14 protein-coding genes are annotated in these 15055 nt (G+C 70.3%); 4 read left to right on the top strand and 10 right to left on the bottom strand.

Features of this window, described 5'->3' with window-relative positions; genetic code table 11:
• Window positions 1-558, top strand: a 558-nt coding sequence (locus tag IJH84_RS22905; protein WP_295148876.1) for a type VII secretion protein EccE, incomplete at its 5' end; no start/stop codon positions are given.
• Window positions 555-1292, top strand: coding sequence for a hypothetical protein (locus IJH84_RS22900; RefSeq protein WP_200068420.1), 738 nt, complete (start codon window positions 555-557; stop codon window positions 1290-1292). The genes IJH84_RS22905 and IJH84_RS22900, both read left to right, overlap by 4 nt.
• Before the next feature lie 239 nt (window positions 1293-1531).
• On the opposite strand, the gene IJH84_RS22895 is transcribed toward IJH84_RS22900, so the two are convergent.
• From IJH84_RS22895 to IJH84_RS22880, 4 genes are all read right to left on the bottom strand, one after another.
• Entirely contained in the window at window positions 1532-2914 is a 1383-nt protein-coding gene (locus IJH84_RS22895; RefSeq protein ID WP_295148874.1) for a deoxyribodipyrimidine photo-lyase, read from the bottom strand.
• Between the two features lie 87 nt (window positions 2915-3001).
• Window positions 3002-4303 (bottom strand): citrate synthase, encoded by a 1302-nt coding sequence (locus tag IJH84_RS22890; protein ID WP_295148871.1) that lies wholly within the window; start codon window positions 4301-4303, stop codon window positions 3002-3004.
• A 377-nt stretch (window positions 4304-4680) separates the two neighbouring features.
• A complete protein-coding gene (locus tag IJH84_RS22885) occupies window positions 4681-5616 on the bottom strand; it encodes a carbohydrate kinase (RefSeq protein WP_295148869.1) in 936 nt (311 codons plus the stop codon).
• A 133-nt stretch (window positions 5617-5749) separates the two neighbouring features.
• A complete protein-coding gene (locus tag IJH84_RS22880) occupies window positions 5750-6424 on the bottom strand; it encodes a TetR/AcrR family transcriptional regulator (protein WP_295148867.1) in 675 nt (224 codons plus the stop codon).
• 186 nt (window positions 6425-6610) lie between these two features.
• Between IJH84_RS22880 and IJH84_RS22875 the strand changes: the two genes are divergently transcribed.
• Window positions 6611-7756 carry an acyl-CoA dehydrogenase family protein gene (locus IJH84_RS22875; protein ID WP_295148865.1) on the top strand — a complete coding sequence of 382 codons (1146 nt, stop codon included), beginning with the start codon at window positions 6611-6613 and terminating at the stop codon, window positions 7754-7756.
• Window positions 7757-7825: 69 nt separating this feature from the next.
• Here the strand turns inward: IJH84_RS22875 and IJH84_RS22870 are convergent, their stop codons facing one another.
• The 6 genes from IJH84_RS22870 to pdxH form a co-directional block, all read right to left on the bottom strand.
• Window positions 7826-8128: a hypothetical protein gene (locus IJH84_RS22870; protein WP_200068414.1), complete on the bottom strand. Its 303-nt coding sequence runs from the start codon at window positions 8126-8128 to the stop codon at window positions 7826-7828.
• A gap of 9 nt (window positions 8129-8137) precedes the next feature.
• Window positions 8138-8743 carry a hypothetical protein gene (locus IJH84_RS22865; RefSeq protein WP_295148863.1) on the bottom strand — a complete coding sequence of 202 codons (606 nt, stop codon included), beginning with the start codon at window positions 8741-8743 and terminating at the stop codon, window positions 8138-8140.
• A gap of 32 nt (window positions 8744-8775) precedes the next feature.
• Window positions 8776-9702 carry an aldose 1-epimerase family protein gene (locus IJH84_RS22860; RefSeq protein ID WP_295148861.1) on the bottom strand — a complete coding sequence of 309 codons (927 nt, stop codon included), beginning with the start codon at window positions 9700-9702 and terminating at the stop codon, window positions 8776-8778.
• Window positions 9703-9804: 102 nt separating this feature from the next.
• Window positions 9805-11199: an APC family permease gene (locus IJH84_RS22855; protein ID WP_295148859.1), complete on the bottom strand. Its 1395-nt coding sequence runs from the start codon at window positions 11197-11199 to the stop codon at window positions 9805-9807.
• A gap of 224 nt (window positions 11200-11423) precedes the next feature.
• Complete coding sequence (locus tag IJH84_RS22850) at window positions 11424-12725, bottom strand: MFS transporter (RefSeq protein ID WP_295148857.1); 1302 nt, start codon at window positions 12723-12725, stop codon at window positions 11424-11426.
• Window positions 12726-13050: 325 nt separating this feature from the next.
• A complete protein-coding gene (gene pdxH, locus IJH84_RS22845) occupies window positions 13051-13719 on the bottom strand; it encodes a pyridoxamine 5'-phosphate oxidase (RefSeq protein ID WP_200068410.1) in 669 nt (222 codons plus the stop codon).
• A 648-nt stretch (window positions 13720-14367) separates the two neighbouring features.
• On the opposite strand from pdxH, the gene IJH84_RS22840 reads away from it, so the two are divergent.
• A partial coding sequence (locus IJH84_RS22840) for a citrate synthase (protein WP_295148855.1) occupies window positions 14368-15055 on the top strand: 688 nt, incomplete at its 3' end.

Here is a 15055-nt window from a genome sequence, read left to right as displayed (position 1 = left end):
GTGCGGCTGGACCCGCAGCGCTGCGCGAAGGCCGTCGGCGAACGCGGCGGTGGCGTGGTCGGTGCGCACCGGGCGCTGATCGGCGCGCTCTCCCGGGTGCGCAACGCGCTCAGCGGATGCGGCATCCCAACCCGTCCGCTGGACCCGGACGAGCTGCTGCAGGCGGGCATCTCCTCGGCCGAGCTGAACGACTCGCTGCGCGAACAGCGCCCGGTCGGGCTGACCGAGCGGTGGAACAGCGTCACCGCGGGCAGCGTCGGGCACTCCAGCTACGCGATCACCGGCTGGCCGAACCACATGAGCGACAGCATCAACGCACTGACCGGCGTGCGGGCGCTGTCCACCAGCATCGCGATGTCCATCGCACCGTCCGGTGAGGACGGTGAGGTCGGGCTGCGCGGCCTGGTCCGGGTCAGCGCCCGGACCCCTTCGGCCCTGAACGCTTCGGACGAACGACTGCGCGAGATCAGCAACCGGCTCAACCTGACCCTCACCCCGCTGCGCGGGATGCAGCTGGCCGGGCTGACCGGAACGCTGCCGCTGGGAGGTGCGGCATGAGCCGAACCCGGACCTTGGACACCCCGGGCAACGTCAACGGCACCGCACCGGAGTTCCTGGTGCGCCCGGAGATGCTGGACGTGGTGAGCCCGCCGGGTGACCGCGGCGGCATGGTCATCGGCAAGGGCGCGCGTGGCGAGTCGGTAACCGCCTCGATCCTGCGCCCGGACCCCACCCGCGTGGTCACCGTCGGCGGGCTGTACCTGGCCCGGCAGATCGCGCTGCGCGCCATCGCCACCGGCGCGTGGGTCACCATCGCCACCGGCAGGCCCGCGGCGTGGAAGACGGTGGAGCACGCGGCGGGCAAGCTCGCGGACGGCAGCCAGGTACCGCTGGTTCAGCTGCGCAAGCTGCAGCCCTACGACCTTCCGCGGCCCACCGAGGACGCGCCGCTGCTGATGATCCACGACGGCGGTGCGGTGCCGCAGGAGCTGTTCCCGCCGCGCGCCCCGTGGCAGACCACGATGTACGTGCTGCCCTACCTGCACCCGCAGGCGGGCAGCGGTACGGCCACGAACACCGCGGATCTGGTGCTGCTGCAGCGGTTGCCGTTGCAGCAGGCGCAGCTGGCGGCCCGCTTCTGGTACTTCGATCCCTCGACGCGCGTCCAGCAGCTGACCCAACTCCCCGACGACGGAGTGATCGCCCTCGGCAACAACATGTGGGCCCCGATCACGCTGGTCACGAACCCCAAGGAGCAGGACATCCTCGGCCCCATCCGCCGCGGCGACTGACCTCGCGCACACCGTTCGCGCTCCCGGAGTGAACGGCCTGTTCGTCCGAATAGATTGGTCAAACGGTCCGTTCGCTCGCGCGCTCCGGGTGGGCGAGGGCCGGGCCGACACGCCCGCACGCCACCCGTTCCGCCCAGTCCTTCCAGGAGCGAACGGACCGTTGGTCCGGCTAGACCGGGCGAACAGTCCGTTCGCTCGCTGCGATTGCTGAGTCCGGGGAACTCGGCCGGGCGCGCCGGTCAGGTCTTGATCTCGCCGTAGCGGGCCAGGGACTCCTGGCGTTCGTGGTGGTGCTCGACGATCGGGCCGGGATAGCCGTTCGGCGGCCCGTCGGGCAGTTTCCACGGCTCGTGCGTCGACTTGGCGCTGAGCCCGCGCAGTTCCGGGACGAACTCGCGCACGTAGGCGCCGTCCGGGTCGAACCTCGTGCCCTGCGTGATCGGGTTGAAGATCCGGAAGTACGGCGCCGCGTCGGTGCCCGTCCCGGCCGTCCACTGCCAGCCGTGCTGGTTCGAGGCCAGGTCCCCGTCGACCAGGTGCCGCATGAAGTGCCGGGCGCCCCACCACCACGGCAGGTGCAGGTCTTTGACCAGGAAACTCGCCACCACCATGCGAATCCGGTTGTGCATCCACCCGACCGCGAGCAGCTGCCGCATCCCGGCGTCGACCACGGGGAATCCGGTGCGTCCGGCGCACCACATCTCGAACCGCTCCCAGGCGTCGGCGCCGGTGTCCAGCCGCATCCGATCGAACCGCGCGTCGAAGTTGCGCCGCGCGCTTTCCGGCCAGTGCCACAGCACATCGGCGTAGAACTCGCGGAACGCCAGCTCGTTGCGGTAGCTGTCGACGCCTTCGCCGCTGCGCCCGTCCAGATCAGCCAGCAGCGTCCGCGGGTGCACGCACCCCCAGCGCAGGTACGGCGACATCCGGCTCGTCCCGGCGTGGTCCGGGCGGTCCCGGTCCCGCTCGTATTCGTGCACAGTGGACTTGAGGAATTCCCGCCAGCGCTTCTTCGCCGCGGACTCCCCCGCAGGCGGCAGCACCAGTTCGCCGAGTTCCTCGTCGTCCGGGATCGGCACCGCACCTACCCGGCGCGGCAGCGTCCAGTCCGCAGCGGACGCGCTCGTGCGGGCGGGCTTCGGGCGGCCGTGCTCGTCCCATGCGCGGCGGAACGGCGTGAACACCTTGTACGGCGCGCCGTCCCGCTTGGTGATCCGGCCAGGGGTGACCGCGTACGGCGAACCGGTCGGCACCCACTCGACATCGGCTCCCAGCGCTTCCCGGCCCCGCAGCGCTTCCCGGACCCGCTCATCGCGGCGGCGTCCGTACGGCCCGGTGTCGGCGGAGACGTGCACGCTGCTCGCGCCCGTCCGCTCGGCCAGTTCCGGCACCACCCGCTCCGGCTCACCGCGCAGCACCAGCAACTTCCCGCCGAGCTGCTCGTCGAGTTCCCGCAGGCACCGGTACAGGAACGTGCGGCGCGCAGGCCCTGACGGCCCGAGCAGCGCCTCGTCCAGCACGAACAACCCGATCACCGGGCCGCGGCGGGCCGCTTCCTGCAACGCCGGGTGATCACCGAGGCGTAGGTCGCGGCGGAACCACAGAATCGCGGGTGCGCTCATGCCCGGACCATACGGCCGCGAACGCGAAACGGCCCCGGCACCGGCCGATGGCCGGTCCGGGGCCTGCCCGACGATTCAGAGCTCGATTCAGCGCTCGCCGATGGGCTGGTAGGAGCGCTCGGCCGCGCCGGTGTAGACCTGGCGCGGACGGCTGATCTTGCGGGCCGGGTCGACCAGCATCTCCCGCCAGTGCGCGATCCAGCCGGGCAGCCGGCCGAGCGCGAACAGCACGGTGAAGTACTTCGTCGGGAACCCCATCGCCTTGTAGATCAGGCCGGTGTAGAAGTCGACGTTCGGGTACAGCTTGCGCTCGACGAAGTAGTCGTCGGCCAGCGCCCGCTCCTCCAGCCGCATCGCGATGTCCAGCAGCGGGTCGTTCGCGCCGAGCTTGCTCAGCACCTCGTCGGCGGTCTTCTTCACGATCGCCGCGCGCGGGTCGTAGTTCTTGTACACCCGGTGCCCGAAGCCCATCAGCTTCACACCGGGCTCCTTGTTCTTGTCCCGGTTGACGAACGAATCCACGTCGTCGCCGTTGTTGTGGATGCCTTCCAGCATCTCCAGCACCGCGCTGTTCGCCCCGCCGTGCAGCGGCCCGAACAGCGCGTTGATGCCCGCCGAGGTGCTGGCGAACAGGTTCGCCTCCGAGGAGCCGACCATCCGCACCGTCGAGGTCGAGCAGTTCTGCTCGTGGTCGGCGTGCAGGATGAACAGCAGGTCCAGCGCGCGGGTCAGCGCCGGGTCGACCTCGTAGGGCTCGGCGGGGAACCCGAAGGTCATCCGCAGGAAGTTCTCCACCAGCCCCAGCGAGTTGTCCGGGTACAGGAACGGCTGGCCGACGGACTTCTTGTAGGCGTAGGCGGCGATCGTGGGCAGCTTCGCCAGCAGCCGCACGGTGGACAGCTCCACCTGGTTCTCGTCGAACGGGTCGAGGCTGTCCTGGTAGAAGGTGGACAGCGCGGACACCGCCGAGGACAGCACCGGCATCGGGTGCGCGTCGCGCGGGAAGCCGTCGAAGAACTGCTTGAGGTCCTCGTGCAGCAGGGTGTGCCGCTGGACCCGGTCGTTGAACTCGTCGTACTGCGCCTGGGTGGGCAGCTCACCGTAGATCAGCAGGTAGCTGACCTCGATGAAGTTCGACTTGGCGGCCAGCTCCTCGATCGGGTAGCCGCGGTAGCGCAGGACACCCGCGTCCCCGTCGATGTAGGTGATGTTGGACTCGCAGGACGCGGTGTTGACGAAACCCGGGTCCAGCGTCACCAAACCGGTCTGGGACAGCAGCTTCCCGAGATCCACACCGGGCGAGCCTTCGGTGGGCTGCGTCACCTGCATTTCGTGCTCGCCACCGTCGTAGCGCAGCGCGACGGTACGTTTGGCGGTCTCGTCGGGCATTCGGGAACCTCTCGCGCTCGTGAATGGGGTGGTGAGCCATCCGCGGCGACGCGCGCACCTCCCCGGCGCGGCAGCGTGGTCGGGCGAAGCGTCGGCCGGGGTCTTCCGGACCGCCGCAGCACCACCCCGTTGGGGTCCTGTCAGTTGTCACGCTAGACCGCTGCAGGCCCCTCGCGCAGCAATCGTGTTAGCCCTTTTGGGCAGGTGGGACCACGATCACATCGTTGATCGGGCCGGATGCTGCCACCCCCTTCGGCCGGTTGACGCAGCGGCCGATCCGGACGGACCGGGCGGGGCGAACCAGCCTGATCACCGTCCGGAACCGGCGCCCGCGCCGGTGTGCACCCAACGCGTCGGAAAGTTCCCGACCAAGATCGTCAGCGGTCCAGTTCGGCGGCCGTCGGCGGCTCGGCCCCCGGACGCGAGACGGTGATCGCGGCGGCACGGGCAGCGAACCCGAGCCCCTCCCGCCACTGCTCGGGAGTGAGCGCGCGCAGTGCCTCCGGACTCAACGCACCGTTGCGGTGCAGCCACGCGAGCAACGCCGCGTGCACCGTGTCACCGGCGCCGATCGTGTCGGCGACTTCGGCCCGCACGCCCGCGACCTCGACCGGCGCACCGTCACCGACCAGCACGGAAATCCCGTCCGCACCACGGGTCAGCACCACTCCCGCGGGTCCGGCCTGCTGCCAGCGGCGCAGCGCCGCGTCCAGGTCCTGCCCGCCGGCCAGCCACTCGGCGTCCTCCACCGACAGCTTCAGCAGGTGCACCGAGGGCAGCCAGCTCTCGAACCGCTCGCGGTAGGCGTCCGGGTCGGTGATCAGGTCGGCGCGGATGTTCGGGTCCAGTGCCACGAACCGGCCGCGGGCGGCCTCCCGGAACAGCGCCTGCTCGTAGACCGTCGCGGAGGGCTCCAGCACCATGCCGAGCGTGCCGAACGAGACGGCGGTGACCTCGTCCGGGAGCGGCCCGCTGTCGGCCACCAGCCGCGCTGCGGTCTCGGCGGTGTGGAAGACGTAGCGCGCCGAGCCGTCCTCGCTCAGCCCCACCACCGCCAGCGTCGTCGGCTCCGGCCCGCGCTGCACCAGGTCGGTGCGCACGCCGGACTCGACCAGCCGGTCCACCAGCTTCTCGCCGAACTGGTCGGTGGAGAGCTTCGCGTAGAAGGCGGTGGGCACCTGGAGGCGACCGAGCGCGATCGCGACGTTGTACGGCCCGCCGCCGAGCCGCGGGTGCAGCGGCCCCAGCTCGCCGCCGGGAGTGCCTGCGTCCGGGACGAGGTCGACGAGGGCTTCTCCGCCGATGACGATCACGTTTCCTCCGTGCTGCCGTTGCTCTGGGCTGGCTTGCTTTCGGGCTGCTTCGCTGTGGGTTGTCCGCCGCGGGCCGCGCTGCTGCGCTACCGGCCAGTCTGGCTTGCGCCGAACCGGGAGATCCCCGGGACGTTCAGGCACCCGCTTCGGGCGGGTCGATCCGCGGGTTCGCCGCACCGGGTTCGGACAGGCCGCCGAGCAGGAAGCGGGACAGCTCCGCGAACGCCTCCGCGTCGGACAGGCCGGTCCGCTCGGCGATCTCGCCGCGCTGAATCGCTCCGATGGTGCTGCCGACCAGCTCCGCGACGAACGCGGCGTGCACCTCGCGGAACACGCCTTCGCGCACGCCGTCGCGGATGTAGCCGCGCACGTGCTCGGCGGCGGCTCGCGCGTTGGCCTCGTAGCTGGCGCGCGTCGCCGGGTTGGCGGCCATGTCCGCCATGAACTGGCGCGAAGCCGGGCGCAGCCGTTCCGCCGCGGCGTCGAGGTAGGTGCGCATCCTGCTGCGCACGTCGGCGGCGTCGGCCACGGCGCGTTCGATTCCCGCGGTGGCGGTCTTGAAGAAGTGCCCCACGACCCGCACCGCCAGCTGCTCCTTGCTGCCCGCGAGCGTGTACAGCGTCGACTTCGAGCAGTGCAGGTGCGCGGCCAGGTCGTCGAGGGTGAAGTGCGCGAACCCCTCCGCGAGGAACAGCTCGCAGAGCCGGTCCAACAGCTGCGCACGGCGGTGCGCTCGCGATCCGGACCGCGCGACGCCGGACGTGCGCGTCCCGCCGGGGCTGCGCACGCCCGGATCGGAGGTGGTCATGCGCCGAGACTGCCACAGCCGGGCCGCAAGCCCGGTTGGAGGGGCAATTTCCAGCTGTGCCGCGGGCTGGTGCGCGCACGACGGCATCAGTACTCTGATTGATCCTATAGGACCCAGCGGAGTACCTGAAGATTTTTCGAGCCAGGGCTCGGACCGCGTGCTCCGCCGAGCACCAGGAGCTGCGCCATGCCCGTCGACCGCCTGCTGCCCAGCACCGAAGCCGCCGACCTCATCGCGCTCACCCGCGACATCGCCCGGGACGAACTCGCGCCCGCCGCGGCCGGAGCCGAGCAGCGCGCGGACTTCCCGCGCAAAGCGTTCCGGCTGCTCGGTTCCTCCGGGCTGCTGGGACTGCCCTACGCCGAAGAACACGGCGGAGGCGGCCAGCCGTACGAGGTCTACCTCCAGGTGCTCGAAGAACTCAGCAGCGCCTGGATGACCGTCGGCGTCGGGCTGTCGGTGCACACCATGTCCTGCTACCCGCTGGCCCGCTACGGCACCGATGCGCAGCGCGAACGGTGGCTACCGGAAATGCTCGGCGGCGAGCTGCTGGGTGGCTACGCGCTGTCCGAGGCGCACGCCGGCTCGGACGCGGCCGCGCTCAGCACCCGCGCCGAACGCGACGGCGACGACTACACCGTCACCGGCACCAAGACGTGGATCACCCACGGCGGCGTCGCGGACTACTACGCGCTGATGGCGCGCACCTCCGACGAAGGACCGCGCGGCATCACGTGCCTGCTGGTCGACGGGCGCACCGAAGGACTTTCCGCCGCCCCGCCAGAGCACAAGATGGGGCTGACCGGATCGCCCACCACCGAGCTGCGGTTCGAGGGCGCGCGGGTGCCCGCCGAGCGGCGGATCGGCGCCGAGGGGCAAGGGCTCGCGATCGCGCTGGACGCGCTGGACTCCGGGCGGCTCGGCATCGCCGCCTGCGCGGTCGGGCTCGCGCAGGCGGCGCTGGACCTGGCCGTGGACTACGCCGGGCAGCGGCAGCAGTTCGGCAAGCCGATCATCGATTTCCAAGGCGTGGAGTTCCTGCTCGCCGACATGGCCGCCGCCGTGCACTCCGCCCGCTCGGCCTACCTGGACGGGGCGCGGCGGCGCGACGCAGGCAAACCGTTCGGGATGCAGTCATCGATGGCCAAGCTGCTCGCCACCGATGCGGCGATGCGAGTGACCACCGACGCGGTGCAGGTGCTCGGCGGCGCCGGCTACACCACGGACTTCGCCGCCGAGCGCTACATGCGGGAGGCGAAGGTCCTGCAGATCTTCGAGGGCACCAACCAGATCCAGCGGATGCTCATCGCCCGGCACCTCGCCGACGCCTGATGCTCATGTGCAGCGGTGCTGCCCTTCAGTGACGCGACCGGCCGCCCTGCCCCGTCCGAAGCGCGCGGCTCACTTCATGCGCCAGGTCGATGACCGAGGCCCTGGTTCGTCGACGATCCGGTACGTGTCACTGGTGAAAGCCGTGCCCTCCTCCTTCGCCATGTCCACGAGGTCATAGAGAACGGCCTCGATGGCGACCTCCGCGAGGAGCTTCCAGTAGTCATCGCTATCCGGGTCGAGGTCGCGCCCGCGTTCACGGACATCGAGTCGAATGGCGTCTTTGATCCGGTCCTCGTGGGAACGCCCGAACGCCCAGTGAATCGTCCTGGCGTCCGGTACCCACCTATCGGATGGCTCCTGTCGATTCGACATCGGTCGATCCTATAGCCGCGGGACGACATATGCCCGCGCCGTCGTGAAGGGGTTGAGATTGCTGTGCACAGGCGCCACGATCTCTCCCACAGCAGTCCCTTGGTAAGTACCCAACGCAGTCAGTTTGCTGGGGTCGTCCTCAAGCGGCGTGTAATAGGTGACCGTATCGCCGATCGGGACCACCTGCTGGAGCTCGGAATGCCCGACCGGGCGCGTCGGGGCATCCGACGGAAGACCGGGAAGACCGCCCTCCACGTAGAACATGTCGCCGGTGATCCGCACGGTCGGCGCCTCGGTACCAGCGCACTCGACCCGAGTTTTGAAGATCACCGACTGGGCTCCTCGCGACCAGTGCGGGTTGTCGGACTTCATCTCGCACTCGCCGCCGCTGTACTTGAGGACGGTCGTCCGAGCCGCTGGGCCCGCAGGCTCAGTATCCGCCTGCGCTAAGCCGGGAAACGACATCGTAAGGGCAACAGCCGCGCCGAAGACGGCGATTCTTTTCAGCAAGAGCACATTCCCATCATCATTGCGCCGATCCTGAGACCTGCCGCAACTTAACGACGCGCGCACCAGGAGGGGCGCGAATTCGGCGATGACACCCGAATGGTCCAACTAGTCTTACCGGGCACGGCACCCGGCGGCCGTCAGAACGGGCGCAGGCCCCACTGGGCGATCCAGTTCTCCCCCGGTGGCAGCGCGATCAGGTCGATGCCGGAGTTCAACGCGTCCGGCGGGCAGGTCATCGGCTCGATCGCGACCGCGCGGCCGCGGCCGGGGAACTCGTCGGCCGTGTAGACCTGCACCCACTTGAACACCGGATCGGCCCACAGCTCGACACCGTGCCCGGAAGGCGCGGTGAGCGAGTGCCGCACCAGCTCATCCGGATCGTCCGGCAGCGGCTCCGCACCGCCGAACGCGGTGTCCAGCAGCACCCCGGCGAGCCTGCGGCCGCGGCGGAACTCCTGCTCGTCCCCCTCCAGCGAACGCGGTGGGCGCACCGGCAGCAGCCGCTCCGGATCCACCGGCAGCACCGTCGCCGCGGCCAGTTTCAACGTGCAGTCGTCGGTCTCGGCCGAACCGGCCCGCGGGTACGGATGCACCCCGACGCCGAACGGGACGGCGCGGGCGCCCAGGTTCTCCACGGTGTGCGTGACGGTCAGCCCCGACTCGTCCAGCGCGTAGCCGATCGAGGTCAGCAGCGGCACCGGCCAGCCCGGCTGCACCGGGACCATCGCGTGCAGCACGATCGTCGACTCCGCGTGCTCCACGACCGTCCACACCGTGTGCCGCAGCAGGCCGTGGATGGCGTTGTGCCGGTCCGGCTCGGTCAGCGCGAGCTGCTGCGGCTCGCGCTCCAGCACCCAGCGGCCGTCGGCGACGCGGTTCGGCCACGGCACCAGCACCCCACCCGCCGCGCCCGGCGGCAGCCGGTCCGGGTGGTAGCTCTCGGAGTACGCCACCCCGTCCACCTCGAACGCGCGCAGCGCCGCCCCGACCTCGGTGACCACCGCGCGGGCCGCGCCGTGCGCGATCTCGAACTGGCGGCCGGTCGCGGGAACTGGATCATTCACGCCGACCACTCTAGAGCTTCCGGCGCCGCGGCGTGGCCGAACGAAAGCCCCGTTCCCGCGCGGATTCCCGCGGCGGGAACGGGGCTTCGCGAAGGCTGCGGGCTACTTGTTCAACGCCTCCGGGTCGAACTCGACCCGTCCCACGATCAGCCGGTTGACCACCCAGAACACCACGCCGACCAGCAGCAGCAGTCCGCCGATCAGATATTCGTCGACCGGGCGGCCGGACAGCGGGCTGGCGAAGAACGCGCACAGGATCGCGCCGAGCACCGGAACCCAGGTGGGTGCCTTGAAGTGCTCGTGCTCGATCTTCTCCCGGCGCAGCACCAAGACCGCGATGTTGACCACCGCGAACACCGCGAGCAGCAGCAGCGAGGTGGTGCTGCCCAAGTCCTCGATGTTCAACGTGCTCACCAGCACCACCGCGAGCAAGCTGGTGAACAGGATCGCCACCCACGGCGTCTGCCTGCTGCGGTGCACCCGGCCGAACGCCGAAGGGATGATCCGCTCGTTCGACATGCCGTACACGAGCCGGCTGGCCATCAGCATGTTCATCAAGGCGGTGTTGGTGACCGCGAACAGCGCGATGACGGAGAACAGGATGCCCGGGAACCACGGCGCCGCGGCCTCGACCACGAGCAGCAGCGGCGCGGAGGACGCGGCGAGCTCATCGGTCGGCACCAGCGTGGACGTGATCACGGCGATCGCCAGGTAGATCGCGGCCGTGATGCCCAGGCCCAACAGCAGCGCGCGCGGGAACGTCTTGACGGGGTCGCGGGTCTCCTCGGCCATGTTCACCGAGTCCTCGAAACCGACCATCGCGAAGAACGCCAGCGCGGTCGCCGACGTGACGGCGAACAGCGGCGAGGAATCCGTGGAGAACTGGGTGAGCCTGCTCGGGTCGGGCTGCACGTTCGGGTCGGAGCTGCCCGCCAGCAGCGCGTAGGCGCCGAAGCCGATCACGATCACCAGCCCGGACAGCTCGATGAACGTCAGCACCACGTTCATCTTCACCGACTCGCCCACGCCCCGGAAGTTGATCAGGGCGAGCACGATCAGGAACAACAGCCCGATGATCAGCGCGACGGGACTGCTGACCGGGAAGATCTCTTCCAGGTAGTCACCGCTGAACGCCTGCGCGGCCGACGAGGCCGAAGTGATGCCGGAGCACATCACCGCGAACGCGATCAGGAAGGTGATGAAGTGGACGCCGAACGCGCGGTGCACGTACAGCGGAGCGCCACCGGCCTTCGGGTACTTGCCGACCAGTTCCAGGTAGCTGCACGCGGTCAGGAAGGCGACCACGAAAGCCACCACGAACGGGACCCACAACGCCCCGCCGACCTTGCCTGCGACCTTGCCGGTCAGGGAGTACACGGTGGTGCCGAGGATGTCGCCCACCACGAAGAACAGCAGCAGTTTCGGCCCCATGACCCGTTTCAGGCCGGGCTGCGCACCGTCCGGAGCCTCGCCTTGCTCGGTCGTGTCGTTCGCCATGGCAGGAGAGTGTGCCCGCCGCGTCCAGGCGATCTTGTGGCGGCCCTGCGGAACGCGCTGCCACCGCGCCGCGCCGGGCTGGTGCGAACGGCGCAGCGGACTCCGCGAATCCGGGTTTCCCGCCGTCTCGCGGGCGCCCGGAAGCAACGCGATCGGAAGAGTCACCGGGCGAAACCGAGTCCGTTCCGTCACCGCTGGAGGCAGGTACTGCTCCGTTCCGGTGGTTATTCGGTCGGCGCGCGGTAGCGCCAGAAAGCGGGCAGGCACACCGCCGCCAGCACCGCGAACACCACGACGAGTACGCCGCCCACCGCGCTCGCGGCCTGCGCACCCGCGGCCGAGCCGCCGGCGCCGTGCAGCACGTCGGCCAGCCGTGGACCGCCCGCCACCACCACGGTGAACACGCCTTGGATGCGTCCGCGCATCTCGTCGGTGGCCGCGGCCTGCAACATCGCGCTGCGGTAGACCATGCTCACCAGGTCGGCCGCGCCGCCGACGGCCAGGAACAACGCGGCCAGCCACAGCGAGTCCGCGAGCCCGAAGCCCACGATCGCCACACCCCAGGCGACCACGGCGATCGTCACTCCGACCCCGTGCCGCTGGATCCGGTGCAGCCAACCGGACAGCACGCCGGCCGCGAACGCGCCCAGCGGGATCGCCGCGTACAACGCGCCCAGCGCCGCACCGCCGCCGGGCGGGTCGCCGAACACTCGCTCGGCCAGCTCCGGGTACAGCGCCCGCGGCATCCCGAAGACCATCGCGATGATGTCCATCAGGAACGACGCCAGCAGCACCGCGTGCCCGCCCAGGTAGCGGAACCCGTCGAGCACCGACCGCAGCCCGGCCGAGGTCGGCGCCCCGTCCAGCGGCGGCAGCGCGGGCAGCTGGAACACCGCCCATACCGCCACGGTCAGCGCCAACGCGTCCACGAGGTAGAGCACCGACAAGCCCAGCAACGGCAACAACGCCCCCGCCAGCAACGGACCCACGATCGAACCGAGCTGGAAGATCGTCGAGCCCAGCGCCTGCGCCGACGGCAGCAGCGGCGCCGGGATCAACCGGGCGATGGCGGCGCTGCGGGTCGGCATGTTCACCGCGAAGCACGTCTGTTGCGCGGCGAACAGCACCAGCACCAGCCACACCGAACCCACCCCGGAGGCGGCCACCAGCCACAGCAGGATCGAGGTGAAAGCCAACCCGGAGTTGGTCAACAGCAACAGCTTGCGCCGGTCCACGGTGTCGGCGACCGCGCCGCCCCAGAGCCCGAACACCAGCAGCGGGACGAGACCGAACACCCCGGCCAATCCGACGTAGGCCGAGTTCCCGGTGAGGTCGTAGAGCTGCTTGGGCACCGCGACCGCGCTGAACTGGGCGCCCACCGAGGTCACGATGCTGGAGATCCACAACCGCCGGTAGGCGGGATACCGCAGCGGCCGGGTGTCCAGCACGATCTTGCCGAGCAGTCCCCGCAACGTCCGCCGGGACCCTCCGGATGTTTGCGCCGTGCCACCGCTGCGCTGAGTCACGAGCGGCCAGCCTAGCCATCGCACGCATCGCGGACACCGCGATTTGTGACGCACCCGACCGGACGCATCGCGCCGAAATCCGCCCCAGCAAGGCAAAAACGACCGATGGGACACGTGATCCCGACGATCTTGCACCCCGCGGGGTCAGTGCTGCGAGGCGTCAGCGCTGCTGGTCTTTAGCGCCGCCTCCTCCAGTGCTGCAGGTCTTCAGTGCTGCAGGTCTTCAGTGCTGCAGGTCTTCAGTGCTGCTGGGTCTCGGCACTGCGGACCGGTCTTTCAGAGCCGCCCGCCATCAGCGGTCCGCAGCGCTGCCGAGGGCCCGGAATCACGGCGCCAACCGCTCCACGCTCCAGTTGTCGTCGTCGCGCCGGAAGCGGAGCCGGTCGTGCAGCCGGTCCGGACGGCCCTGCCAGAACTCGACCGCCTCCGGCCGGATCCGCCAGCCGCCCCAGTGCGGCGGCACCGGCACCTTCTCGGCCTCGGCGAAGCGCCGTTCCATGCCGTTGAGCGCCGACTGCAGCGAGTCGCGTCCGTTGACCACCCGGGACTGCGGCGAGGCCCAGGCACCGAGCTGCGACCCGCGGGGCCGGACCGCCCAGTACTCGGCGGTCTCCTCCGGCCGCACCTTCTCCACCTCGCCGCGCACGTTCACCTGCCGCTGCAAGGTCAGCCAGGGGAAGGTGGCGGCGGCAACGCGGGTGGCGAACAGGTCGTGGCTCTTCGAGGAGGTGTAGTTCGTGAAGAACACCAGGCCGCGCTCGTCGAAGCCCTTGCACAGCACGGTCCGGGAGGACGGGAACCCGTCGGCATCCGCGGTCGCGAGCACCATCGCGTTCGGTTCCGGTACCTGCTCCTGCACTGCCTCGTCGAACCACACCCGCAGCTGCTCGTGCCAGGTGGGCGCGAGCAGGTGCTCCTGCAGGGAGCCGGCCTCGTAGGACACCCGCATGGCGGACAACGTGCCGTTGGCGGTGCTCGTGGTGCTTTCCGACATCCGAACTTCCTCCCTGACCCGACTGGTGTGCGCCCGACGACCGGCAGCGCCGGAGGTTACGAGCCGCGCCGTCCCCGGAGACGGTCGCGGTGCGCCACGGCACCCGCTATGACGGTAAACGGACTCCGAACCTAGGCCGAACCGAGCCGAAGGTCACGATCGATTCCGCAAACGATGCAGTGACCGCACGCACACCCGGACGGCAGAGTCGTGCGCCCTGGTCAACACCGGGTTCGCCGGTCACCGACCTGGTCGTGCAGTGATCACCCGCCGGGCCCTGCAGCGATCACCGGCCACATCGCGGAGGGCCGCGGACCGGGCGTTCTGCCGAGCGGGCGCACAATGCCGCTGCGACGCCGCCACCGCTGCGTAGTGGCAGTGCGAAACAGGAATTGATCCGGCATTGCGGGCCATTCTTCGAAATGTCATATCCACCGGGCACCGCAAGCCGTGTGATCTTCGCCATTCCGGAGTCGTCGGCGACTTCGCGGCGATTGCCTCGCCGCCTCCGGCGGGTGCACTGTTACCGGCACAGCACAGGCTGCGACCGCGACCGCTGAAGTCCTCGTGCTCATGCACCCCGCCACGTCCCGCCGCGCGTCCCGCGCGCGGCCGCCCGGAACGACTCGACGAGGAGACGAGGCCACCATGAGCAACGAACCCACCGACTTCCGCCCCGGCCTGGAAGGCGTGGTCGCATTCCAGACCGAGATCGCCGAACCGGACAAGGACGGCGGTGCGCTGCGCTACCGAGGCGTGGACGTCGAGGACCTGGCCGGTCGGGTGTCCTTCGGCGACGTGTGGCAGCTGCTGGTCGACGGCCGGTTCGGCGGCGGCCTGCCCGCCACCGGCCCGGCACTGCTGCCGGTGCGCACCGGCAACGTGCGGGTGGATGCGCAAGCGGCGATCGCGATGCTGGCACCCGCCTACGGGTTCGAGCCGCTGCTGGACATCACCGACGAGCAGGCCCGCGACCAGCTCGCCCGGACCACCACCCTCGGGCTCTCCTACGTGGCGCAGTCCGCCCGCGGCGAGGACCTGCCGCGGGTACCGGAGAACCGCGTCGACGAGTGCGCCACGGTGACCGAGCGGTTCCTGACCCGCTGGCGCGGCGAGCCGGACCCGGCGCACGTGCAGGCGCTCGACGCCTACTGGGTCTCCGCCGCCGAGCACGGCATGAACGCCTCCACGTTCACCGCCCGCGTCATCGCCTCCACCGGCGCCGACGTCGCGGCCACGATCTCCGGCGCGGTCGGTGCGATGTCCGGTCCGCTGCACGGCGGCGCTCCCGCGCGAGTGCTGCCGATGCTGGCCGAAGCCGAGCGCACCGGCGATG

The sequence above is a fragment of the Saccharopolyspora sp. genome (assembly GCF_017434145.1).
Classification (GTDB): domain Bacteria; phylum Actinomycetota; class Actinomycetes; order Mycobacteriales; family Pseudonocardiaceae; genus Saccharopolyspora_C; species Saccharopolyspora_C galaxeae.
This window is presented reverse-complemented; position numbering and strand designations above follow the sequence as displayed.

Bases quoted from the DNA above. Each gene is read 5' to 3' on its own strand.
- IJH84_RS22900 (WP_200068420.1), top strand. From the start codon at position 555: ATGAGCCGAACCCGGACCTTGGACACCCCGGGCAACGTCAACGGCACC.
- IJH84_RS22895 (WP_295148874.1), bottom strand. From the start codon at position 2,914: ATGAGCGCACCCGCGATTCTGTGGTTCCGCCGCGACCTACGCCTCGGT.
- IJH84_RS22880 (WP_295148867.1), bottom strand. From the start codon at position 6,424: ATGACCACCTCCGATCCGGGCGTGCGCAGCCCCGGCGGGACGCGCACG.
- IJH84_RS22855 (WP_295148859.1), bottom strand. From the start codon at position 11,199: ATGGCGAACGACACGACCGAGCAAGGCGAGGCTCCGGACGGTGCGCAG.
- IJH84_RS22890 (WP_295148871.1), bottom strand. From the start codon at position 4,303: ATGCCCGACGAGACCGCCAAACGTACCGTCGCGCTGCGCTACGACGGT.
- IJH84_RS22875 (WP_295148865.1), top strand. From the start codon at position 6,611: ATGCCCGTCGACCGCCTGCTGCCCAGCACCGAAGCCGCCGACCTCATC.
- pdxH (WP_200068410.1), bottom strand. From the start codon at position 13,719: ATGTCGGAAAGCACCACGAGCACCGCCAACGGCACGTTGTCCGCCATG.
- IJH84_RS22870 (WP_200068414.1), bottom strand. From the start codon at position 8,128: ATGTCGAATCGACAGGAGCCATCCGATAGGTGGGTACCGGACGCCAGG.